The following is a 20,619-nucleotide window of genomic DNA, read 5'->3' as shown; positions in this document are numbered from 1 at the left end:
GCCGTGTTGGAGAGCAGGACATGAGGATTGCGGACCGCCTCTTCGGCCCGCTCCTGACCGCGTTCGGCCTGGCCGTGCTCTGGGGAGCTGCACAGCTCCCCAGGGTGCCGGGCGTGCGGTTCGGAGGGGAATTGATGCCCACCATCTACGGCATCGCCCTCATCGTCTTCGGGGGTATCATCTTCCTGACCGGACTACGCGAGGGTGGGCCCGCGTTCGACGCTGACGAATGGCGCGGACGGGGCAGGGCGGGGCTCGCCGCGGCATGGTCCCTCGCGGGACTGCTGCTGGGGATGGTGCTCTTCGAACCGCTCGGTTTCCCGCTCTTCGGACTGCTGTTCGTGGCGGTGATGATGGGACTGATGGGCGCGCGTCCTCTGACGATCCTCATCGTTGCGCCGGTGTTCGTCCTGACCCTTTACCTGACCTTCTCGGGCGTTCTGCGGGTGAGCCTGCCGGCCGGCCCGCTGGGAGCGATCCTGCCATGAGCTTCGACACACTCCTTCAGGCGGCGGTCCTCGTTCTGCAATTCGACGTGCTGCTCGCGATTCTGGGCGGCGCCGTCTACGGCCTCTTCATCGGTGCGCTGCCGGGGCTGACGGCGACCATGGCGACGGCGCTCCTCGTGCCGCTCACCTTCTACATGGCGCCGCTGCCGGCGATCGCGCTCATCGTCTCGTCCACCGCCATGGCGATCACCGCGGGCGACATTCCGGGGGCGCTCCTGCGCATTCCGGGCACGCCGGCCTCGGCGGCCTATACCGAGGAAAGCTACGCGATGACCCGCGCGGGCCATGCCGGCCGTGCGCTCTCCATCGGCTTCTTCTTCTCGGCGCTCGGCGGTCTGATCGGCGCCACGGTGCTCCTCATGACGGGTCCGCTCCTGGCGCGGCTCGCGCTCAACTTCTCCAGCTTCGAGTTCTTCTGGCTGGCGCTTCTGGGGCTTCTGACCTGCGCGCTCGTCTCCGGCAGCAACCCTGTGAAAGGGGGCGTGTCGCTCGCGATCGGCCTTCTGATCGCGACGGTGGGGCTCGACGTCACCAGCGGCCAGCCCCGTTTCACCTTCGGATCGGTGGAGCTGAGCGGCGGGGTCAGCTTCATACCGGTGATGATCGGGATGTTCGCCTTCTCGGAAATCCTCCGCGGTCTGTCGGGGATCGGCGCGGCGGATGCCGCGACGGCGGCGACGCCCGCGAGTGACGGGGCCATGCGGCCCTATCGCGGCATCCTCGGGCTTCTGAAAACCTATCCGCTCAGTCTCGTGCGCGGCACCGCGCTCGGCTCCTCCCTCGGCGCGCTGCCGGGGGTTGGCGGGGATCTGGCGGCCTGGATCGCCTACGGCGTCTCCCGCCGCTTCTCCCGCACGCCGCAGAAATTCGGCACCGGCCACCCCGAGGGGCTGATCGAGGCGACTTCGGCCAACAATTCGGGCCTCTCGAGCGCCTGGATCCCGGCCCTCGTCTTCGGCATCCCGGGGGACGCGGTGACGGCCATCGCGGTGGGCGTTCTCTACATGAAGGGCGTCGCGCCCGGCCCGCGGCTCTTCGCCGAGAACCCGGTCATGCCGACCTCGATCATCCTGTCCTTCTTCGTCGCGAACCTGCTGCTCTTTCCGCTCGGCTACTTTGCGATCAAGGCAGCGCGGATGGTGCTGAAGGTCCCGCGTTCGGTCATCGTGCCGATGATCCTGCTGTGCTGCTTTCTCGGCTCCTACGCGATCAACAATACGCTTTTCGGCGTGGGCATCATGCTGGTCGCCGGCCTCGTGGGCTACGTGATGGAGCGCAACAACTTCCCGATCGCTCCGGTGATCCTCGGCCTCGTGCTCGGTCCTGTGCTCGAGCGCAACTTCATCATGTCGATGCAGATCTCCCGCGGGAACCTGACGGGGTTCTTCGAACGGCCCGTCGCCTGCGGCCTCGGCATCTTCGTTCTGATCGTCCTCGGCCTGACCGTCTGGAGCGCCATCAAGGGGCGCCGCAGGGTTATGGCCGGCGAGCCGGACGACAGCCTCACCTCCTGACATTTCCCTTTCGAACAAGGAACATACCCCATGAACATGACCGATTTCTTCTCCGTCACGGACAAGGTCGCCATCGTCACCGGCGGTCTCGGGCAGCTCGGCTCCCAGTTCACCAAGCAGCTCGCCGGCGCCGGCGCCAAGGTCGCGATCTTCGCCCGGCGGGAGCGCAGCGAGGCGGAGATCGAGGAGCAGTTCCCCGGCCTGTCCGGCCAAGTCCGCGTCTTCAAGGCGGATGTGCGCGACAAGGACAGCATCGAGGCGGCGACGGCCGAGCTCGAGAAGGTCTGGGGCGTGCCGCATATCCTGATCAACAATGCCGGGATCGACAGCAAGCCGGATGGGGATGCCGATCAGAACGCGCCGTTCGAGGTCTATCCCAAGAAGTACTGGGACGACGTCATCGAGACGAACCTGACGGGCTGCATGCTGATGTCCCAGGTCGTGGGCGCGAAGATGGCCGATGCGGGGCGCGGTTCCATCATCATGGTCGGCTCAATGTACGGCATGGTCTCCCCCAACCAGTCGCTCTACGCCTACCGCGAGGAGCGGGACGGCAAACCCTTCGTCAAGGCGATTTCCTATGCCGCGTCCAAATCCGGCCTCTTGAACATGACCCGCTATCTTGCGACCTACTGGGCCAAGAAGGGGGTGCGGGTGAACCTCGTCACCTTCGGCGGCGTCAAGACCGGTTCGTTCGACAAGGAATTCATCGATGCCTTCCTCGAACGCGTTCCGATGGGTCGGCAGGCCGAGCTCGAGGAGTTCGGACCGATCGTCCAGTTCCTCGGGTCCGACGCCTCCAGCTACATGACGGGGGCGAACCTCGTCCTCGATGGTGGATTTACGGCATGGTGAGAAGATGAAGACCTATATCGGCGTTGATGTCGGCACGGGGAGCGCGCGCGCGGGCGTGTTCGACGAGGACGGAAAGCTCCTCGGCACGAAGGCCCGGGCGATCGAGACCCATCGCCCCCGCGCCGGTTGGGCGCAGCAAAGCTCCGCCGAGATCTGGTCGGCGGTGACCGCCGCCGTCCGGGGCGCCCTGGAGGCCGCCGGCACCGAGCCGGGCGACGTGCGAGGCATCGGCTTCGACGCGACCTGCTCGCTCGTCGTGGCCGACGCGTCGGGCGGTCCCGTCAGCGTCGATCCGGGCGGGGCGGCGGCTCAGGACGTCATGCTCTGGATGGACCACCGCGCCATGGGCGACGCGGAGGAGATCAACGCCATAGGCGGCGAGCCCCTGAAATATGTCGGCGGCCGCATCTCCCCCGAGATGGAGCTGCCGAAGCTGCGCTGGATGAAGCGGGAGCTGCCCGAGGCCTGGGCGAATGCCGCGCAGTTCTTCGATCTGCCGGACTGGCTCGTGCACCGCGCCACGGGCGGGCTGACCCGGTCGCTGAACTCCACCGTCTGCAAGTGGACCTATCTCGGCCATGAGGGCACCGAGGGGCAGGGCTGGGATGACGGCTTTCTCGCCGCCATCGGCCTCGACGACCTCGCCCGCGACAACCACGCGGCGATCGGCGCTCACCTCGCCGCGCCCGGCGAGACCTGCGGCACGCTGACCCCCGCCGCGGCGGAGGAGCTTGGCCTGCCGGAGGGCGTCGCCGTCTCCGCCAGCATGATCGATGCCTATGCCGGGGCCCTCGGCACGCTCGGCGTCGCGCTCGACGAGGACGTCTCCGCGCGCCTCGCGGTCATCGCCGGAACCTCGACCTGCCACATCTCGATCAATCCCGAGGCGATCTTCGTGCCCGGCGTCTGGGGGCCGTATTTCGGGGCGCTGAAGCCCGGCTTCTGGGCTCTCGAGGGCGGCCAGTCCGCCGCGGGCGCGCTTCTCGATGCGGTCATCGCGCGGCATTCGGCCTCGGCCGAGCTCAAGGCGCGGGCAGAGGCCGAGGGCAAACGCATCACCGATCTCATCGAGGCGCATCTCGCCGGGATGGGGGAGGAGACCGCGACCCTCGCCGCCTCGCGTCACGTCCAGCCCGATTTCCACGGAAACCGCTCGCCGCTGGCAGATCCGTGGCGCATGGGCGCGATCGCCGGGATCACGCTCGACACCGGCATGGACGACCTCGCGCTCGACTATCTCGCCGCGATGCAGGGGCTGGCTTACGGCACGCGCCATATCGTCGAGGAGATGCGCGCCGCGGGCGCCACGGTTGATACGCTCGTCCTGTCGGGCGGCCTTGCCCAGAACACGCTCTTCCAGCGCGAGAACGCGGATGCCACCGGCTGCCGCGTCGTCGTACCGGCGCAGTCCGAACCGGTGCTTCTGGGATGCGCGATGCTGGCGGCTACCGCAGCGGGAGACCTTGCGGATCTCGACGCGGCGATGGAGACGATGTCCGGCCCCGGCGAAGCGGTGATGCCGCGCGGCGGAGACATCAAGGACTATCACGACAGGAAATACAGGGTGTTCCGGCGGATGCAGGATGACTACGCCGCCTACGTCGCCCTGATGAAGGAGACATCATGACCCGCATCTCGCTCGTCGTCAGCGGCGATCTGCGCGAAAGCGCCAATGTCGAATGCTGGCCGGCCCAGAAGGCCATGGAGGACCGCCTGACGGAGGTTCTCGCAGGGATGGGCCACGAGCTTGTCCGCGCCCATCCCGTCAAGCCCGAGGGCCACGGCTTCATCGCGACCCAGCGCGAGGGCATGGACGCGTTCAAGACCATCGATCCCGAGGCGCCGCTCATCGTCGCCGAGGCGGTCTGGCAGTATTCCCACCACGTCCTCGCCGGCCTTCTGGTCCACAAGGGTCCGATCCTGACCATCGCCAACTGGGAAGGCCAGTGGCCGGGCCTCGTGGGCCTTCTGAACCTCAACGGCTCGCTGACAAAGGCCGGCGTAACCTACTCCTCCCTCTGGAGCGTCGATTTCAGCGACGAGTTCTTCCAGAAGGGCCTCGCGGAGTGGCTCGAGACCGGCACCGTCACCCACGACGGCTCCCACGTCACCCCGTTCGACCGGGCAGGCGTTCCGGGCGAGGATGCCGACCTCGCGGCCTCCATCGCGGCGGACATCCGTAGCGAGAAGGTCATTCTCGGCGTCTTCGACGAGGGCTGCATGGGGATGTACAACGCGATCATCCCCGACGAGCTCCTGATGCCCATGGGCGTCTTCAAGGAGCGCCTGTCGCAATCCGCTCTCTACCACGCGACGACGCAGGTCCCGAAGGAAGAGGGCCGCGCCGCCTACGAGTGGATGCTGGAGCGGGGCATGACGTTCCATCTCGGCACCGATCCCGCGACGGAGCTGACCGAGGATCAGGTGATCGACCAGTGCCGGATGTACATCGCGGCGCTCCGGATGGCGGACAGCTTCGGCTGCGAGGCTATCGGCATCCAGTACCAGCAGGGCCTGAAGGATCTCCTGCCGGCATCGGATCTCGTCGAGGGCATGCTGAACAACGACGACCGCCCCGACGTGACCCGCGCCGACGGCAGCGTGATCCGGCAGGGCGAGGCGGTCGTGCATTTCAATGAGGTGGACGAATGTGCCGCGCTCGACGGCGTGCTGACCAATCGTCTCTTCCGCGCGCTCGGCCAGCCAGTGGAGAACACGCTCCACGACCTGCGCTGGGGCGAGGACTTCGAGGTGGACGGCAAGAGCGAGTTCGTCTGGGTCTTCGAGATCTCGGGCGCCGTTCCCCCGGCACACAACGACGGCGGCTGGTCCGGCTCGGAGAGCCATCGTCAGCCGGCGATGTTCTTCCCGGCGGGCGGCGGCTCCCTCAAGGGCTTCTCGAAGCCCGGAGAGATCGTCTGGTCCCGGATCTACATGGAAGAGGGTCGGCTCAAGATGGATATCGGCCGGGGCCGGTCCGTCAGGCTGCCGGAGGCCGAGGAGAAGCGCCGCTCGGATGCGACCAACCCGCAATGGCCGATCATGAGCGCGATCCTCTCGGGCGTCACCCGCGACCAGATGATGGCGCGCCACAAGGCGAACCACATCCAGGTCGCCTATGCGAACTCCGCCGAGGAGGCCGACCGCGCCATGCGTGCCAAGGCGGCGCTCGCCTCCGAACTGGGGCTCGAGGTCGCGCTCTGCGGCGTGAGCTGATCCGGCGCAGCCGCAGCGAGACAGGCGAGGGGGCACCGCGTGCGGCGCCCCCTCGCATTGGGGCCGGATCGTCCCCATCCCGGTCGGCAGACCGAGGAGACCACGATCATGGAGATGCTGGATAGCCTTACCGCTACCTTGGCCAATCTCATGTCACCGCCGGATGGCATAGACTTCGATTCTTCCAGTCCGCCCGCTGAGGCCGCGCTCACCGCGCCGGGCCCGGTTTCCTGGCGGATCTTCAAGAACCCCGTAGCGCTCTAGCAGCCGTGATGCTGTAACCGGCCGAGCCCTTGGGCGCGCTCTGGCGTCCGGGAGCACAGCACATCCTGACGCGATGCGCCGGGGCGCCTGCGCCCGGCCGGGGCGCACGCGATGGTGAGGCGCGGCGGGCAGGGGCGCCGATGGCGGCCCCGCAGTAGCTCCGGCTGTCCTCACCGGTTTTCCGGGAGCGCCGACCCCCTTTTTCAGTGCGAATTTCCCCTTCGGATCAAAGGTTTGAGGAAGAACTGCAAATTGTCGTTGGGGAAGGTTGGAAACGCGCTTGACGGGGGCGGGCGGTATCCATAGAACGCCCCTCACGCCGCGCCGGACAGTCCAACGGACCGAAGGCGCAGCGGGCAGCGAGCGGTTGTAGCTCAGTTGGTTAGAGTACCGGCCTGTCACGCCGGGGGTCGCGGGTTCGAGCCCCGTCAACCGCGCCACCGCTGCCTCGCCCTCGGGCGAATGAATTTCCAGACATCACTGGTTCGGCCCGACGGACGATGCATACGCATCGCGCCGCCGGTCGTCGTTTCGGCGCTTTCGGAGAGGTTTCCGGCGTCCCATGACGGGAGGCGGTGCCTGCTGCCGGGGTCGGGGGCCGGTGAGCGGTTCTGAGGTGGCCGGCCGTTCGTCGATGGAAGCTTGGAGAATACTCCGGAGCAGCCGGATCCTGCGCGTCACGGGAGGGGAGACCCGAAGCGTCCGCGGCCCTCGAAGGGGCGCGGACGCCTGCCAGGCTTTACTTGCTGAGCTCGGCGAGGATGCGGGCCCAGCTGCGGGTGCCGCGGTGGAACGCGGCGACGTCGTATTTCTCGTTCGGGGAGTGGATACGGTCGTCCTCAGAGGCGAAGCCGATCAGCATGGATTCCATGCCGAGGACCTGCCGGAAGTATCCCGCGACCGGAATCGAGCCGCCCATGGCGGTGAAGACGGCATCACGATCCCATTCCTGCGTCAGCGCCTCCCGCGCGCCGGTGAACTCGGGGCGGGTGGTGTCGAAGACGGCTGCCGGAGCGCCATCGAGCTCGCCTTTCCATTCGACGCTGGCATCCTGCGGCAGGCGGGCCTCGACATGGGCGCGGACGGCACGGCGGAGCGCAGCGGGGTCCTGCTGGCCGACGAGGCGACAGGTCAGCTTGCAATGCGCCTCGGCCGGAATCACGGTCTTGGAGCCGACGCCGGTATAGCCGCCCCACATCCCGTTGATTTCCAGCGTCGGGCGGGCCCATTGCTGAACGAGCGCGGAGTAGCCGGACTCGCCGTGGGCGACAGTCATGCCGGCATGACCGAGATAGGCGGTCTCGTCGATGCCGATGTCCTCCCACTGGGCAAGCAGCTCCGCCGGAACCTCCTCGACGCCCTCGTAGAATCCCTCGACGGCGACGCGGCCGGTCTCGTCATGGAAGCTGGCGACGATCTTGGAGATTTCGCGCAAGGGGTTGAGGGCGGGACCGCCGTAATGTCCCGAATGCAGGTCGAGTTTCGGGCCGTGGATCGTGAACTCGTCCTTTAGCATCCCGCGCAGCTGCGTCGCGATGGACGGCACCCCCGGGGCGGCCATTCCGGTATCGCAGATGAGCGCGACGTCGGCCTGAAGCTCCTCGCGGTTCTCCTCCAGGAAGGGGATGAGGGAGGGGGAGCCCGATTCCTCTTCCCCTTCAAAGAAGAAGGTCAACCGGCAGGGCAGGGCGCCATGCACCGCGACCCAGGCGCGGCAGGCCTCGACGAAGGTCATCAGCTGGCCCTTGTCATCCGAGGCGCCGCGGCCGCGGATCACGGGGCCGTTCTCCGTCTCCTCGATCGCGGGATCGAACGGGTCGCGGTCCCAGAGGTTCAGCGGGTCGACCGGCTGCACGTCATAATGGCCGTAGAAGAGGAGATGCGCCCCGCCATCCGGTCCGCCATGGCCCACCACCATGGGATGACCCGGTGTGTCGCGCAGGCCCGCACTGTCGAGGCCGAGGCCCTCGATGTCCTTGGCCAGCCACTCGGCGGCGCGGCGGGTCTCGCCCTTGTACTCGGGGTCGGTGGAGATCGACGGGATGCGGAGGAACTCCAACAGCCGCTCCTGCGCGGCCGGCATCTCGGCGTCGATCCTGTCGAGGACGGGCTTCAATCTGTCATCGGTCATCTCGGGGTCCTTCGATTATTCGCGCGGAGCCTACAGGGAGGGCGCCTGCTGTCCAGCGCCCGCCCCGCGTCAGGCGCGCCCATTCCCCCGGGGTGGCCGAACGGGGCGGGGCGGGGTAATGTCGCGCCCGACACATGATCCGAGACGAAAGAGAGCCACAATGCGATCAGCGATCTTTGCAAGCCTGTCCCTCCTGATGGCCGGCGGCGCGTTCGCCCAGGCGAACGAGGAGGCGGCGCGGGACCAGTTGTTCCGGGGCGATGCGCAGGCCGTGTCGGTCGCGGATGTCGATTTCCTCGGTGCTGCCGAAATCGCCGCGCTGAAGCAGTACGCGGCGCAGTTCGACTATTATGCCGCTCTCGCGGTCTCCCCCGGCGATCCGGCAGAGACCGGCTCCGCCGTGGCGCTTGCGAACTTCCACAGCCCGGCGGCGGCGCAGCGCGCGGCGCTCGGCGCCTGCAACGCCCGGCGCACGACCGGGGAGCCCTGCGTCATCGTGTCCGTCACCACGCCGAAGGGCTACCGGGCGCGGGATCTGACCCTGTCCGCCGAGGCGACCGCGGCCTTCGAGGAGGAATATCGCGGCGCGTCCTCTCCCAAGGCCATGGCGATCTCCGAGGCCACGGGACATTTCGGCATCGGGGCCGGGGCGGAGCGCGCGCTGTCCGTCTGCAACACGGCCGCCGCTGCGGAAGGGCCGCGGGATTGCCGGGTTGTCATCGCGGACTGAGCGCCGCACTTCACGAATTGTTCAGCGGTTCGGAGCAGGTTGGCTGGCGTGAGCGTCAATTTGTTCCATATCAAGGCGCGCCATGATCCGTATGTAGGATACACGCGCCAGAGCAGGCCCGGCCTGCCAGCAAGGATACGACAAGGAAGTTCCCCGTGACGGACCAAGCTCGCTACGACACCGCGATCGACGCGGCCCTCGATCGTCTGCATGAGGAAGGGCGGTATCGCGTCTTCCACGACATCGAACGCCGCCGGGGGAACTTCCCGCATGCAACGTGGCGCCGCCCCGATGGATCCGAGCGCCCGATCACGGTGTGGTGCGGCAACGACTATCTCGGCATGGGGCAGCACCCGGTGGTCCTCGATGCGATGCACGACGCGGTGGATGCCGCTGGCGCAGGCTCGGGCGGCACGCGGAACATCTCCGGGACGACGGTCTATCACAAGGAGCTCGAGGCGGAGATTGCCGACCTTCATCGCAAGGAGGCGGCCCTCGTCTTCACGTCGGCCTACATCGCAAACGACGCGACGCTCTCGACCCTGCCGAAGCTCCTGCCCGGCCTCGTCATTCTGTCGGACGAGCTGAACCATGCCAGCATGATCGAGGGCATCCGTCGGAACGGCGGGGCGAAGCGGATCTTCCGGCACAATGACGTGGCGCATCTGCGGGAGCTTCTGGAGGAGCTGCCGAAGGAGACGCCGAAGCTCATCGCCTTCGAATCGGTCTATTCGATGGATGGCGATTTCGGCCCCATCGACGCGATCTGCGACCTGGCCGAGGAATTTGGCGCCCTCACCTATATCGATGAGGTCCACGCCGTCGGAATGTACGGCCCTCGGGGCGGCGGCGTGACGGAGCGGGATCGCAACGTTCACCGGATCGACATCGTCAACGGCACGCTGGCCAAGGCCTACGGCGTGATGGGCGGCTATATCGCCACCTCCGCCAAGCTCTGCGACGCGATTCGCTCCTATGCGCCCGGCTTCATCTTCACCACGTCGCTCCCGCCCTCCGTCGCTGCCGCTGCCGCCGCGTCGGTCCGGCATCTGAAGACGGACCAGGCGCTCCGCGATCAGCACCAGACCATCGCGCGGATCCTCAAGATGCGTCTGAAGGGTCTTGGGATGCCGATCATCGACCACGGCTCCCACATCGTGCCCGTGATCGTCGGAAATCCGGTCCACACCAAGAAGATTTCGGACCGTCTGCTCGAGGATCACGGCATCTACGTGCAGCCGATCAACTTCCCCACCGTTCCCCGCGGGACCGAGCGGCTCCGCTTCACCCCGTCTCCCGTTCACGATCCGCGTATGATCGATGCACTCGTGCGCGCCATGGACGGTCTCTGGTCCCATTGTGCGCTGAATCGCGCCGAATTGTCGGCCTGAAGTTCATTCCGCATCGCGCGGGTTCGGAACAGATGTTAGCGTCGCGTTAAAGGGCCGGTGAGTCGTTCGCTCGTCAGGCCCGTGGGACAGGACGTGGCACGAACGGGATCGGGCAGATGATCGGGCGCAGGACTTCGCCCAAGGCGGACACGCAGGACGTGCTGCCGGTGGGATTTGACGATTTTGACCTGAAGCTCGGCGATGTCATGCGCGGGGAGCGGGCGACGTTGGGAAAGTCGCTGCTCGATGTGCAGCGCGAGCTCAAGATCAAGGCCACCTACATCGCCGCGATCGAGAACGCCGACACCGATGCGTTCGAGACGCAGGGCTTTATCGCCGGCTACGTCCGCTCATACTCGCGCTACCTCGGTCTCGATCCCGAATGGGCCTTCGCGACCTTCTGCCGGGAAGCCGGCTTCCAGACCACCAGCGCCCTCGACAAGCCCGGCGCGCCGGGCACCCCGCGCAGCGCGCCGAAATCTGCCCCGGCGGACATGGCGGGCCGCGATCCCTTGGCATCGCCGCGCGTGTCCTTCGCGCCGAGTGGCTCCTCCGCCTTCACGGGGGTGGAACCCCGCGCGATCGGCTCCACGCTCGTCCTGTTCGCGCTGATCGGCGCCATCGGATTTGGCGGCTGGTCGGTGCTGAAGGAAGTCCAGCGGGTGCAGATGACGCCGGTCGAAAGTTCCCCCGACGTCGTCGCCGAGGTCGATCCGGTGGCGCAGGCGCAGCGCAGCATGGTCCAGAGCGAGGACGACGCGCCCGAGTTCGCAGGCGTCTCCGCGTCCACGCCGGACGCGCTCAACCGGCTCTATCGCCCCGAGGCGCTGGACGTTCCGGTCATGGTTGCCCGTGACGGTCCGATCGCGGCGCTCGATCCCGGCGAATTCCAGCCGGTCTCCCAAAATACCGAGGTCGCGGTGCAGATGGGACCGAACCCGGCGCCCGACGCCGAGCCGCGCCGCGTCGACCGGCTCGCCAATGTCGGTCCCGGTCTCAGCACGGCGGACGCGATCGCTGCCGCAGTCGGCGAAGCGGTGGGGCAGGGCATCGACGGCGCGGCCACCCCGCGCGTGACCGCCGAAGGGCTGCCCGAGGTGGTCCTTCTGGCCGTGCGTCCTGCCTGGGTGCGGGTTCGGGCGGCGGACGGCTCGGTGCTCTACGAAAGGACGATGGAAGCCGGCGATTCGTGGGTCGTCCCGCAAACCGAGGAAGCCCCGACGCTCCGCGCGGGCGCGGCCGGGGCGGTCTTCTTTGCGGTAAACGGTCAGACCTACGGCCCGGCGGGCGCAAACGGCGCGGTGGTTGACAAAATTGCGCTGGCCTCGCCGCAGCTGACCACCGAATTCGCCGCCGTCGATCCCGCTCAGGGCGGCGACGCCGTCGAGGCGGTGCGCGTGGCCGAGGCGGCCCTTGCGCCCGAGCTTCCGGGGCAGAGCGGCAGCGCGGTCGACTGATCCCGCGCCCAATCCGGGGCTCCGCCGTTGCCTGTCACCGGCGGGGGACTTATGTCCTCGCACAAGAGCGATCCAGACAGCCCCCGAAAGGCAGGTCACATCCCATGACACCCGATCAGGTCCGCCCCTGGCGCAGCATCGAGCGGCGGAAGAGCCGCCAGATCTCCGTCGGAAACGTGAAGGTCGGGGGGGACGCCCCGATCTCCGTCCAGACGATGACCAACACGCTGACCACCGACGTGGCCGGCACCGTCGCACAGGTCCAGGCTGCAGCGGATGCGGGGGCCGACATCGTGCGGGTCTCCGTGCCTGACGAAGCCTCCTCCAAGGCCCTCAAGGAGATCGTGGCGGAAAGCCCGGTTCCCATCGTCGCCGATATCCACTTCCATTATCGCCGCGGCATCGAGGCGGCAGAGGCGGGCGCGGCCTGCCTCAGGATCAACCCCGGCAATATCGGCGCCCCCGAGCGGGTTCGCGAGGTGGTGAACGCGGCGAAGGATCACGGGTGCTCCATCCGGATCGGCGTCAATGCCGGGAGCCTCGAGCGGCATCTGCTCGAGAAATACGGCGAGCCGTGTCCCGAGGCGATGGTCGAGAGTGCGCTCGACCACATCCGCATCCTCGAGGATCATGACTTCCACGAGTACAAGATCAGCGTGAAGGCGTCCGACGTCTTCCTCGCGGCTGCCGCCTATCAGGGCATCGCAGAGGCGACGGATGCTCCGATCCACCTCGGTATCACCGAGGCGGGCGGGCTCGTCTCCGGGACGATCAAGAGCGCCATCGGTCTTGGAAACCTCCTGTGGATGGGGATCGGGGATACGATCCGCGTCTCGCTCTCCGCTGATCCGGTGGAGGAGATCAAGGTCGGCTTCGAGATCCTGAAATCCCTGGGCCTGCGCCATCGCGGTGTGAACATCATTTCGTGCCCGTCCTGCGCGCGTCAGGGATTCGACGTAATCAAGACGGTGAGCGAACTCGAGCACCGGCTGGAGCACATCAAGACGCCGATGTCCCTGTCCATTATCGGGTGCGTGGTGAACGGCCCGGGCGAGGCGCTCCTGACCGATGTCGGGTTCACCGGCGGCGGCGCCGGGAACGGCATGGTCTATCTTGCCGGCAAGCAAAGCCACCGCATGTCGAATGACCAGATGATTGACCACATCGTCGAACAGGTGGAGGCTAAGGCTGCGGAGATCGACGCGCGGGAGGCCGAGAAGGTCGCCTCGGCGACCGCGGCCGAGTAAGGCCGCGCGCCTGCCGTCTCAGAGCAGTCCGGCGAGGATACGCAGGAGCTGTCGCGACCTGACCGGCTTCACGAGGACAGGCACCCCCGGGTAGCGGGCATCGAGGTCGGTTTCCTCGCCGTGGCCTGTATGGATCAGGAACGGGATGTTCCTTTGGGTCAGGATCTCCGCAACGGGGTCCGAATCCTCTCCGCGCAGGTCCATGTCGAGGATCGCGGCGTCGATGCGGCCGCGTCTGGCGAATCCCTCCGCCTTCTCCAGCGTATGGGCCGGCCCGATGACGCGCGCCCCGGCACTTTCCAGTTCGTACTGCAGTTCGAGGGCGATGATCGCCTGATCCTCCACGAGGAAGATGGTGCGACCGACGAGGATGCTGGGGTCGGCTTCGTTCATCCCTGTCACGTTTTACCCTCTCGGCGCGCGTCCACGAGCGGGAGTCTCAGCCGCATGTGCACCTGACCCTCGGCGCGGTTGCGCTCAATTTCTCCGTCGAGCTGGGCCGTGCAGGCGCGAACAAGCTGCGTGCCGAAGCCCATGGGCGCGTCCCGCCGGTGCGGACCGCCCCGCTCGATCCAGTCGATCCGAAGCCACTGGGGTCCGCCCTCCTCGATGGGGGCCTGACGCTGCCAGGAGATATCCAGCATGCCGTCCGCCACCGACCAGGCGCCGTGTTTCTGGGCATTCGTCGCCATCTCGTTGAGGATCATGCCAAGCGGCGGAACCGCCTCGCTCGGGATGAGGACGGGAAGCCCGGACCGGGAGGTCTGGAATTCCCGGCCGTAGGGCAGGAGGACGCGGTCGAGCAATGCCTCGATCCGAACCGGCTGGAGCTGTCCCGCTTCCATGCCGATCGTGTAGGCTGCGGAAAGGGCCTCGATCCTGTCGGTGATCCGGTCGACGAGGTTCCCGGATTCGTCATCCTCGCGTGCCGTCATCCGCACGATGCCGGAGAGGATCGAGAAGAGGTTCTTCACCCGGTGATTGAGCTCCCGGTTGAGGAAGGCCAGACGTTCGCGTCGCTCCATCTCCTCGGTAATGTCGAGATTGAGGCCGAAGAGCCATTTGGTGCCGTTGTCGCGCTCCATGACGCGGCCGCGGCCATGAAGCCAGCGGGGTCGAACTCCCTTGCCGATGCGAAACCGCATGTCGAAGGTAATTCCATCCTCGAGGGCGAGACGGACCGCGTGCTGAACCTTGGAGAGGTCCGTGGGATGGACCTGGTCGATGAACGCCGCGATATCGTTTACCGGCTCCTCGAACCCGTACATCTCCAGCACCGCGTCATCGGTCAGTATTTCCCCGGTATCGGGATTCCACTCGAAGGTCCCGCACCGCGCCGCGTCCAGCGCAAAGGCGAGTCGTTCGCCATGGTCATGGGCCCGCTGGCGGGCCACGAGTTCGTCGCTCATGTCCACCGCGGAGACGACGAATTCGACGACGAGCCCGGCTTCGTCCACGATGGGCGCGGCCTGACAGCGCAGGGGCAGATCGCCCGATTGCATGCGCACCGTGACCTCGAAGCGTACCACCTTTCCGGAGCGGGAGCGTTCGATGGCGGAGTGAACCTGCTCCATCAGCCTTTTGTCGTGATTGAACCAGTAGGTCTCCCAGAACGGTTGTCCGAGGACGTCTTCGCGATCGAGGCCACCTTGGGTGAGGGCCTCGCGATCGATGTCCTTGAGGCGGCCCTCGGCATCGAGAACGGCCACGAAGGCGACGAGCCCGTCGATCACCTGCCGCCACCGAACCGCATCCCACTCGGAGCTGCGAGCTTGCGTCGCCGTCAAAACGGGTACCCTCCCTACGGGAACAACCTATACGATGGTAACGATCTTGAAGCCTGCCTCAAGCCCGCGAATTGTCGTTTTCATTGCCCGCGCCTGGCCGGGAGTCTAGGGCAAGCGAGGCCCGATGCGATCACGAGGATTTCAGAGCATGAGACGATCAGCACGCGGCGATGTCGATCCCTTCATCGTCATGGACGTGATGGAACGGGCCCGCGCCGCCGAGGCCGCAGGGCGACGCATCGTGCACATGGAGGTCGGGCAGCCCGGCACCGGCGCGCCGAAGGGCGCCAGGGACGCAGTCGCGGCGGCGATGGAGGCGGGGCCCCTCGGATATACCGTCGCGCTTGGCTTGCCGGAGCTCAGGGCGCGGATCGCCCGGCTCTATGCCGAGTGGTACGGGATCGAGCTCGATCCGGCTCGCGTCATCGTGACCCCCGGCGCCTCGGGCGCCTTCATCCTGGCGTTCACCGCGCTGTTCGAGGCGGGAGAGAAGGTCGGTCTGGGGCTGCCTGGATATCCCTCCTACCGGCAGATCCTGCGCGCCCTGTCGCTCCAGCCCGTCGGCCTGCCGACGTCCCCTGAAGCCCGCTACCAGCCTGTTCCGGACGACGTGCCGCCGGGTCTGGCCGGCCTGATTCTCGCCTCTCCCTCCAATCCGTCGGGCACCATGCTTGGCCGCGAAGCGCTCGGCGCCCTGGCGGACCGGTGCCGCGAGACCGGCACCGCGCTCATTTCGGACGAGATCTACCACGGCATCCAGTACGAAGGCCGAGCGATCAGCGCGCTGGAGGTCGACCCGGACGCCGTCATCGTGAATTCCTTCTCCAAGTACTTCTCCATGACCGGTTGGCGCATCGGATGGCTCGTCGTCCCGGAGGCAGAGGTGCGCCGCTACGAGCGGCTGGCGCAGAACCTCTTCATCTGCACGACCCATGCGAGCCAGGTCGCGGCGCTCGCGGCGATGGACTGCACCGAGGAGCTGGACCGCAACGTCGGGGTCTACGCCGCGAACCGGGCGCTGTTGCTGGAGGGACTGCCGAAGGCGGGCTTCACCGACTTCGCTCCGCCCGACGGGGCCTTTTACGTCTATGCCGGCCTCGACGGTATCTCGCAGGACAGCCTCGACTTCGCGGGCGAGGTGCTGGAGCGGGCAGGGGTGGCGGTGACGCCCGGGCTCGACTTCGACCCGGGGAGGGGCGGGCGCACTCTTCGGTTCTCCTACGCCCGGTCCACCGCGGATATCACGGAGGGGCTGGAACGGCTGACGGAGTTCATGTCCCGCCGCTGAGACTGTTCCCCGGATCGCCGGCCTCTGGTATCGACCGGCCCGGGAGAGGTGGCCGATCCCGAGCAGGCCTCCGAGACAGACATGAGAGCCATCCATCTTCTTCGCGCCGCCTGCCTCGCAGCCGCGGTCATTGTTACGGTCGCTGTCGCGGCGCCGCTTGCAGCGCAGCAGGGCCTGTCCGCCGCCGCGCGCCTTGATCCCGCCGCCTCCGCCGTCGAGGAGACCCGGCAGGGCCCCGTCCTCGCACTCGCGCTCGACCGGCCGGTGCCGTGGCGGGTGGAGATGCTGGACGCGCCGCCGCGCCTCTTGCTCGATCTGAAGACGCTGGACCTCGCGCGCCTGCCGGAGCTCGCGGTCTCGGAGCCGTTCGGGGCGCCGCGGGCCGGTGAGGCGAGAGGCGGCTGGACGCGGCTCGTCTTCGATCTGTCCCGCCCCCTTACCGTGTCCGAAGCCGGTATGACGACGGGGGGCGAGGGCGGCAGAGCGCTGATCGAGGTGACCCTAAAGGAGGCCGAAGGCACCGCCCCCGCCGCGGCCGCGCCTCCTCCGCCTGCGACCACCGGGCCGCGCAGACCCGTCATCGTTCTCGATCCCGGCCATGGCGGGGTCGATCCCGGTGCCGTCCGCGGGCAGGTCCACGAGGCGGACCTGATGCTCCGGTTCGCGCGGGAGCTGCGCGAGGCGCTCCTGAGGACCGGGGAGTGGGACGTCGTCCTCACGCGGGAGGCCGACACGTTCGTCTCGCTCGAGGCACGGATCGACGTGGCCCGGGAGGCCGGCGCCGTCGCGTTCCTGTCCCTCCATGCCGATGCGGTGCAGGAGGGGGTGGCGCAGGGCGCGCAGGTCTATACCCTTGCGGACGAGGCCTCCTCCCGCGCGACCCGCCTGCTTGCCGAGCGGCACGCCAGGGACGACCTTCTCGGCGGTGTCGATCTGGCCGGTCACGACGATGTCGTCGCGCACCTTCTGATCGAGATGGCCCGCCGCGACACGGCGCCGCGCACCGATGCGCTCGCCGATCACCTCGTCGCCGAAATGCAGGCTGCCGGCATCCAGTTGCACAAGCGCCCGCGGGAGGGGGCGGGCTTCTCCGTCCTCAAGGCGCCGGACATCCCTTCGGCCCTCATCGAGGTCGGCTTCATTTCCAGCGAAAGCGAGCTTCGGAAGCTGCAATCGGACGAGTGGCGCGCGAGAATGGCTGCCGCCATCGTCCGTGGCCTCTCGGACTGGATTGCGCAGGACGCGTCCCGGCCGCCCGGCTGAGGCGCTGCCGCGACGATGACCCCGCAGGCCGCGCGGGGGGCCGGGCATGCCGCCTTATCGCCTTCCCTCGCGCCATCGTGGTGGCCGAGCGGGGCGGGGCGTTGTTGACCACCCGACGGGCCGGGGATAGGTAGCTCTGGCAAGGCACCCATCCGAGGCACCCCATGGACGCTCTTCTCAGCGACTATCTGCCCATTCTCATCTTCCTGGCGCTGGCGATCGGCCTCGGCGTCGTGCTCATCCTCGCAGGCCTCGTGCTCGCGGTGCGGCACCCCGATCCCGAGAAGGTCAGCGCCTACGAATGCGGGTTCAACGCCTTCGACGATGCGCGGATGAAGTTCGACGTGCGGTTCTACCTCGTCTCGATCCTGTTCATCATCTTCGATCTCGAAGTGGCGTTCCTGTTCCCATGGGCCGTGGCGTTCCAGTACATCTCGATGACGGCGTTCTGGTCGATGATCGTGTTCCTGGGGGTCCTGACGATCGGCTTCGCCTACGAATGGAAGAAGGGGGCACTCGAATGGGAGTGAGCACCGCCGCATACGACGCCGGTCCCGACAAGGAGGTCGCCACGCAGACCCTGAACCGGGAGCTGCAGGACAAGGGCTTCCTCGTCACCTCGACCGCGGACATCATCAACTGGGCGCGCACCGGCTCGCTGCACTGGATGACGTTCGGCCTGGCCTGCTGCGCCATCGAGATGATGCAGATGTCCATGCCGCGCTACGACGTGGAGCGCTTCGGCGCCGCGCCGCGCGCCTCGCCGCGCCAGTCGGACCTGATGATCGTCGCAGGCACGCTGACCAACAAGATGGCGCCCGCCCTGCGCAAGGTCTACGACCAGATGCCGGAGCCGCGCTACGTCATTTCGATGGGGTCCTGCGCCAATGGCGGCGGGTACTACCACTACAGCTACTCCGTAGTCCGTGGCTGCGACCGGATCATCCCGGTGGACATCTATGTCCCCGGCTGCCCGCCGACGGCGGAAGCGACGCTCTATGGCGTTCTGCAGCTCCAGAGGAAGATCCGCCGCACGGGCACCATCATACGCTGAAGGATCCGCAATGAGCGACGCCCTCAACGAGCTCGGCAGCCATATCGAGAAGGCCCGCCCGGATTGTATCTCCGGCTGGACCGTCTCCCATGGCGAACTGACGCTGACCGCCTCGCTGCCGACGCTGCGGGGCCTGACCGAATTCCTGCGGGACGATTCCAGCTGCGCCTTCACCACGCTGGTGGACATCACCGCGGCGGATTACCCGGCGCGGGACCGGCGGTTCGACGTGATCTACCACTTCCTGTCGATGACGCGGAACCAGCGCATCCGGATCAAGGCCGCGGCCCGGGAGGATGACATGATCCCCTCGATCGTGTCGGTCTTCCCTGCGTCCAACTGGTTCGAGCGCGAGATCTTCGACATGTTCGGCCTGCTGTTCTCGGGCCACCCGGACCTGCGCCGCATCCTGACCGACTACGGCTTCCGCGGGTTCCCCCTGCGTAAGGACTTCCCGACGACGGGCTATACCGAGGTGCGGTACGATGATCGCCAGAAGCGGGTGGTCTACGAGCCGGTGAAGCTGGTGCAGGAATATCGCCAGTTCGACTTCATGAGCCCGTGGGAGGGTGCCGACTACATCCTTCCCGGAGACGACAAGGCGGAGCAGAAGCCGTGATGCGTCCGGCGCCCTGCCAGCACGACCAGACCCGAGCCGCGCACCGCGCGGCCCTTCAGGAGGCTTGACGTCATGGACGGCTCCAAAGGTTTCGAAGACGCCCTCACCGGCGAGCAGCAGATCCGCAACTTCAATATCAACTTCGGCCCGCAACACCCCGCGGCGCACGGGGTTCTGCGGCTCGTTCTCGAGCTGGACGGCGAAATCGTCGAGCGCTGCGACGCGCATATCGGGCTGCTTCACCGCGGCACCGAGAAGCTGATGGAGAGCCGGACCTACCTGCAGAACCTGCCCTACTTCGATCGCCTCGACTATGTCAGCCCGATGAACCAGGAGCATGCGTGGTGCCTGGCGATCGAGCGTCTGACGGGTACCGAGGTGCCGCGCCGGGCGAGCCTGATCCGGGTTCTGTTCTGCGAGATCGGCCGCGTTCTCAATCACCTTCTCGGCGTGACGACCCAGGCGATGGACGTAGGCGCGCTGACGCCGCCGCTCTGGGGCTTCGAGCAGCGCGAGACGCTGATGACGTTTTACGAGCGGGCCTGCGGCGCACGGCTTCACTCCGCGTATTTCCGTCCCGGCGGCGTCCACCAGGACATCACGCCGAAGCTGATCGACGACATCGAGGCGTGGACTGAGACGTTCCCGAGCGTCATCGATGACCTGGACAGCCTTCTGACGGACAACCGGATCTTCAAGCAGCGCAATGCCGATATCGCGGTCGTGTCCCGCCAGGAAGCGCTCGACTGGGGCATGTCCGGCGTCATGGTGCGCGGATCGGGCCTCGCCTGGGACCTTCGCCGCGCACAGCCCTACGAGTGCTACGACGAATTCGACTTCAAGATCCCCGTCGGCAAGAACGGCGACTGCTACGACCGCTACCTCTGCCGCATGGCGGAGATGCGCGAATCGACGAAGATCATCAAGCAGGCCTGCGAGAAGCTCCGCGCCGAGCCGGGCCCCGTGATGACGCGCGGGAAGATCTCCCCGCCCACCCGGAGCGACATGAAGACGTCGATGGAAGCGCTGATCCATCACTTCAAGCTCTACACCGAGGGCTTCCACGTCCCCGCCGGCGAAATCTACGCCGCCGTCGAGGCGCCGAAGGGCGAGTTCGGCGTCTACCTCATCGCGGACGGGACCAACCGGCCCTATCGCGCCAAGATCCGCGCTCCTGGCTACCTGCACATGCAGGCGATGGACCATTTGTCCCGCGGGCACCAGCTTGCCGACGTCGCGGCGATCATCGGCACGCTCGATATCGTCTTCGGCGAGGTGGACCGCTAGAGCGCAC

At 67.3% G+C, this 20,619-nt stretch carries 19 protein-coding genes and 1 tRNA gene; 17 read left to right on the top strand and 3 right to left on the bottom strand.

The genetic code is table 11. From position 1 onward, the window contains the following. The first annotated feature begins 20 nt into the window (after nucleotides 1-20). From DQG15_RS07305 to DQG15_RS07280, 7 genes are all read left to right on the top strand, one after another. A complete protein-coding gene (locus DQG15_RS07305) occupies nucleotides 21-488 on the top strand; it encodes a tripartite tricarboxylate transporter TctB family protein (RefSeq protein ID WP_116084054.1) in 468 nt (155 codons plus the stop codon). Next, nucleotides 485-2,023: a tripartite tricarboxylate transporter permease gene (locus tag DQG15_RS07300; RefSeq protein WP_116084053.1), complete on the top strand. Its 1,539-nt coding sequence runs from the start codon at nucleotides 485-487 to the stop codon at nucleotides 2,021-2,023. Before DQG15_RS07305 ends, DQG15_RS07300 begins: the two co-directional genes overlap by 4 nt. Nucleotides 2,024-2,053: 30 nt before the next feature. After that, nucleotides 2,054-2,878, top strand: coding sequence for an SDR family oxidoreductase (locus tag DQG15_RS07295; RefSeq protein WP_116084051.1), 825 nt, complete (start codon nucleotides 2,054-2,056; stop codon nucleotides 2,876-2,878). A 4-nt stretch (nucleotides 2,879-2,882) separates the two neighbouring features. Next, nucleotides 2,883-4,505 carry an FGGY-family carbohydrate kinase gene (locus tag DQG15_RS07290; protein WP_116084049.1) on the top strand — a complete coding sequence of 541 codons (1,623 nt, stop codon included), beginning with the start codon at nucleotides 2,883-2,885 and terminating at the stop codon, nucleotides 4,503-4,505. Further along, on the top strand, nucleotides 4,502-6,094 hold the full coding sequence (locus tag DQG15_RS07285) for a fucose isomerase (protein ID WP_116084048.1): 1,593 nt from the start codon (nucleotides 4,502-4,504) through the stop codon (nucleotides 6,092-6,094). Before DQG15_RS07290 ends, DQG15_RS07285 begins: the two co-directional genes overlap by 4 nt. A 108-nt stretch (nucleotides 6,095-6,202) precedes the next feature. Continuing rightward, nucleotides 6,203-6,358, top strand: a complete 156-nt coding sequence (locus DQG15_RS18150; RefSeq protein WP_157968932.1) for a hypothetical protein — start codon at nucleotides 6,203-6,205, stop codon at nucleotides 6,356-6,358. A 363-nt stretch (nucleotides 6,359-6,721) separates the two neighbouring features. Continuing rightward, nucleotides 6,722-6,798: transfer RNA gene (locus DQG15_RS07280), tRNA-Asp, on the top strand. Nucleotides 6,799-7,097: 299 nt separating this feature from the next. Here the strand turns inward: DQG15_RS07280 and DQG15_RS07275 are convergent. Further along, nucleotides 7,098-8,489, bottom strand: coding sequence for a dipeptidase (locus tag DQG15_RS07275; RefSeq protein WP_116084046.1), 1,392 nt, complete (start codon nucleotides 8,487-8,489; stop codon nucleotides 7,098-7,100). A gap of 160 nt (nucleotides 8,490-8,649) precedes the next feature. Here DQG15_RS07275 and DQG15_RS07270 point away from each other — a divergent pair, with 160 nt between their 5' ends. The 4 genes from DQG15_RS07270 to ispG all read left to right on the top strand — a co-directional run bounded on the left by DQG15_RS07270 (nucleotide 8,650) and on the right by ispG (nucleotide 13,314). Continuing rightward, nucleotides 8,650-9,219, top strand: a complete 570-nt coding sequence (locus tag DQG15_RS07270) for a 5-aminolevulic acid synthase (protein ID WP_116084044.1) — start codon at nucleotides 8,650-8,652, stop codon at nucleotides 9,217-9,219. Nucleotides 9,220-9,374: 155 nt separating this feature from the next. Next, on the top strand, nucleotides 9,375-10,610 hold the full coding sequence (gene hemA / locus DQG15_RS07265; RefSeq protein ID WP_116084043.1) for a 5-aminolevulinate synthase: 1,236 nt from the start codon (nucleotides 9,375-9,377) through the stop codon (nucleotides 10,608-10,610). 116 nt (nucleotides 10,611-10,726) lie between these two features. Next, nucleotides 10,727-12,067, top strand: coding sequence for a helix-turn-helix domain-containing protein (locus tag DQG15_RS07260; RefSeq protein ID WP_116084041.1), 1,341 nt, complete (start codon nucleotides 10,727-10,729; stop codon nucleotides 12,065-12,067). 104 nt (nucleotides 12,068-12,171) lie between these two features. Next, nucleotides 12,172-13,314, top strand: a complete 1,143-nt coding sequence (gene ispG / locus DQG15_RS07255; RefSeq protein WP_116084040.1) for a flavodoxin-dependent (E)-4-hydroxy-3-methylbut-2-enyl-diphosphate synthase — start codon at nucleotides 12,172-12,174, stop codon at nucleotides 13,312-13,314. Between the two features lie 18 nt (nucleotides 13,315-13,332). On the opposite strand, the gene DQG15_RS07250 is transcribed toward ispG, so the two are convergent. Together DQG15_RS07250 and DQG15_RS07245 are read right to left on the bottom strand one after the other, a co-directional pair. Further along, complete coding sequence (locus DQG15_RS07250; protein ID WP_116084038.1) at nucleotides 13,333-13,707, bottom strand: response regulator; 375 nt, start codon at nucleotides 13,705-13,707, stop codon at nucleotides 13,333-13,335. Nucleotides 13,708-13,712: 5 nt separating this feature from the next. Beyond that, nucleotides 13,713-15,101 carry a sensor histidine kinase gene (locus DQG15_RS07245; protein ID WP_116084036.1) on the bottom strand — a complete coding sequence of 463 codons (1,389 nt, stop codon included), beginning with the start codon at nucleotides 15,099-15,101 and terminating at the stop codon, nucleotides 13,713-13,715. A 148-nt stretch (nucleotides 15,102-15,249) separates the two neighbouring features. Here DQG15_RS07245 and DQG15_RS07240 point away from each other — a divergent pair, with 148 nt between their 5' ends. The 6 genes from DQG15_RS07240 (at nucleotide 15,250) to DQG15_RS07215 (ending at nucleotide 20,612) form a co-directional block, all read left to right on the top strand. After that, nucleotides 15,250-16,389, top strand: a complete 1,140-nt coding sequence (locus DQG15_RS07240) for a pyridoxal phosphate-dependent aminotransferase (protein ID WP_116084035.1) — start codon at nucleotides 15,250-15,252, stop codon at nucleotides 16,387-16,389. Nucleotides 16,390-16,470: 81 nt separating this feature from the next. Then, nucleotides 16,471-17,652 (top strand): N-acetylmuramoyl-L-alanine amidase, encoded by a 1,182-nt coding sequence (locus DQG15_RS07235; protein ID WP_116084700.1) that lies wholly within the window; start codon nucleotides 16,471-16,473, stop codon nucleotides 17,650-17,652. 164 nt (nucleotides 17,653-17,816) lie between these two features. After that, entirely contained in the window at nucleotides 17,817-18,182 is a 366-nt protein-coding gene (locus DQG15_RS07230; RefSeq protein WP_116084033.1) for an NADH-quinone oxidoreductase subunit A, read from the top strand. Next, on the top strand, nucleotides 18,173-18,706 hold the full coding sequence (locus DQG15_RS07225) for an NADH-quinone oxidoreductase subunit B family protein (protein ID WP_116084032.1): 534 nt from the start codon (nucleotides 18,173-18,175) through the stop codon (nucleotides 18,704-18,706). Before DQG15_RS07230 ends, DQG15_RS07225 begins: the two co-directional genes overlap by 10 nt. A gap of 10 nt (nucleotides 18,707-18,716) precedes the next feature. Next, complete coding sequence (locus DQG15_RS07220) at nucleotides 18,717-19,325, top strand: NADH-quinone oxidoreductase subunit C (protein ID WP_116084030.1); 609 nt, start codon at nucleotides 18,717-18,719, stop codon at nucleotides 19,323-19,325. Between the two features lie 72 nt (nucleotides 19,326-19,397). Next, on the top strand, nucleotides 19,398-20,612 hold the full coding sequence (locus tag DQG15_RS07215) for an NADH-quinone oxidoreductase subunit D (protein WP_116084028.1): 1,215 nt from the start codon (nucleotides 19,398-19,400) through the stop codon (nucleotides 20,610-20,612). Nucleotides 20,613-20,619 lie beyond the last annotated feature (7 nt).

This window comes from Tropicimonas sp. IMCC34011 (assembly GCF_003390865.1).
Lineage (GTDB): Bacteria > Pseudomonadota > Alphaproteobacteria > Rhodobacterales > Rhodobacteraceae > Tropicimonas_B.
The sequence above is the reverse complement of the archived record's forward strand: the minus strand, read 5'-3'. Positions and strand labels throughout refer to the sequence as shown.

Bases quoted from the DNA above. Each gene is read 5' to 3' on its own strand.
- DQG15_RS07215 (WP_116084028.1), top strand. From the start codon at position 19,398: ATGGACGGCTCCAAAGGTTTCGAAGACGCCCTCACCGGCGAGCAGCAG.
- DQG15_RS07290 (WP_116084049.1), top strand. From the start codon at position 2,883: ATGAAGACCTATATCGGCGTTGATGTCGGCACGGGGAGCGCGCGCGCG.
- DQG15_RS07305 (WP_116084054.1), top strand. From the start codon at position 21: ATGAGGATTGCGGACCGCCTCTTCGGCCCGCTCCTGACCGCGTTCGGC.
- DQG15_RS07240 (WP_116084035.1), top strand. From the start codon at position 15,250: ATGAGACGATCAGCACGCGGCGATGTCGATCCCTTCATCGTCATGGAC.
- DQG15_RS07230 (WP_116084033.1), top strand. From the start codon at position 17,817: ATGGACGCTCTTCTCAGCGACTATCTGCCCATTCTCATCTTCCTGGCG.
- DQG15_RS07260 (WP_116084041.1), top strand. From the start codon at position 10,727: ATGATCGGGCGCAGGACTTCGCCCAAGGCGGACACGCAGGACGTGCTG.
- DQG15_RS07250 (WP_116084038.1), bottom strand. From the start codon at position 13,707: ATGAACGAAGCCGACCCCAGCATCCTCGTCGGTCGCACCATCTTCCTC.
- DQG15_RS07300 (WP_116084053.1), top strand. From the start codon at position 485: ATGAGCTTCGACACACTCCTTCAGGCGGCGGTCCTCGTTCTGCAATTC.
- DQG15_RS18150 (WP_157968932.1), top strand. From the start codon at position 6,203: ATGGAGATGCTGGATAGCCTTACCGCTACCTTGGCCAATCTCATGTCA.
- DQG15_RS07225 (WP_116084032.1), top strand. From the start codon at position 18,173: ATGGGAGTGAGCACCGCCGCATACGACGCCGGTCCCGACAAGGAGGTC.
- DQG15_RS07275 (WP_116084046.1), bottom strand. From the start codon at position 8,489: ATGACCGATGACAGATTGAAGCCCGTCCTCGACAGGATCGACGCCGAG.
- ispG (WP_116084040.1), top strand. From the start codon at position 12,172: ATGACACCCGATCAGGTCCGCCCCTGGCGCAGCATCGAGCGGCGGAAG.
- DQG15_RS07235 (WP_116084700.1), top strand. From the start codon at position 16,471: ATGAGAGCCATCCATCTTCTTCGCGCCGCCTGCCTCGCAGCCGCGGTC.
- DQG15_RS07285 (WP_116084048.1), top strand. From the start codon at position 4,502: ATGACCCGCATCTCGCTCGTCGTCAGCGGCGATCTGCGCGAAAGCGCC.
- DQG15_RS07295 (WP_116084051.1), top strand. From the start codon at position 2,054: ATGAACATGACCGATTTCTTCTCCGTCACGGACAAGGTCGCCATCGTC.
- DQG15_RS07270 (WP_116084044.1), top strand. From the start codon at position 8,650: ATGCGATCAGCGATCTTTGCAAGCCTGTCCCTCCTGATGGCCGGCGGC.
- DQG15_RS07220 (WP_116084030.1), top strand. From the start codon at position 18,717: ATGAGCGACGCCCTCAACGAGCTCGGCAGCCATATCGAGAAGGCCCGC.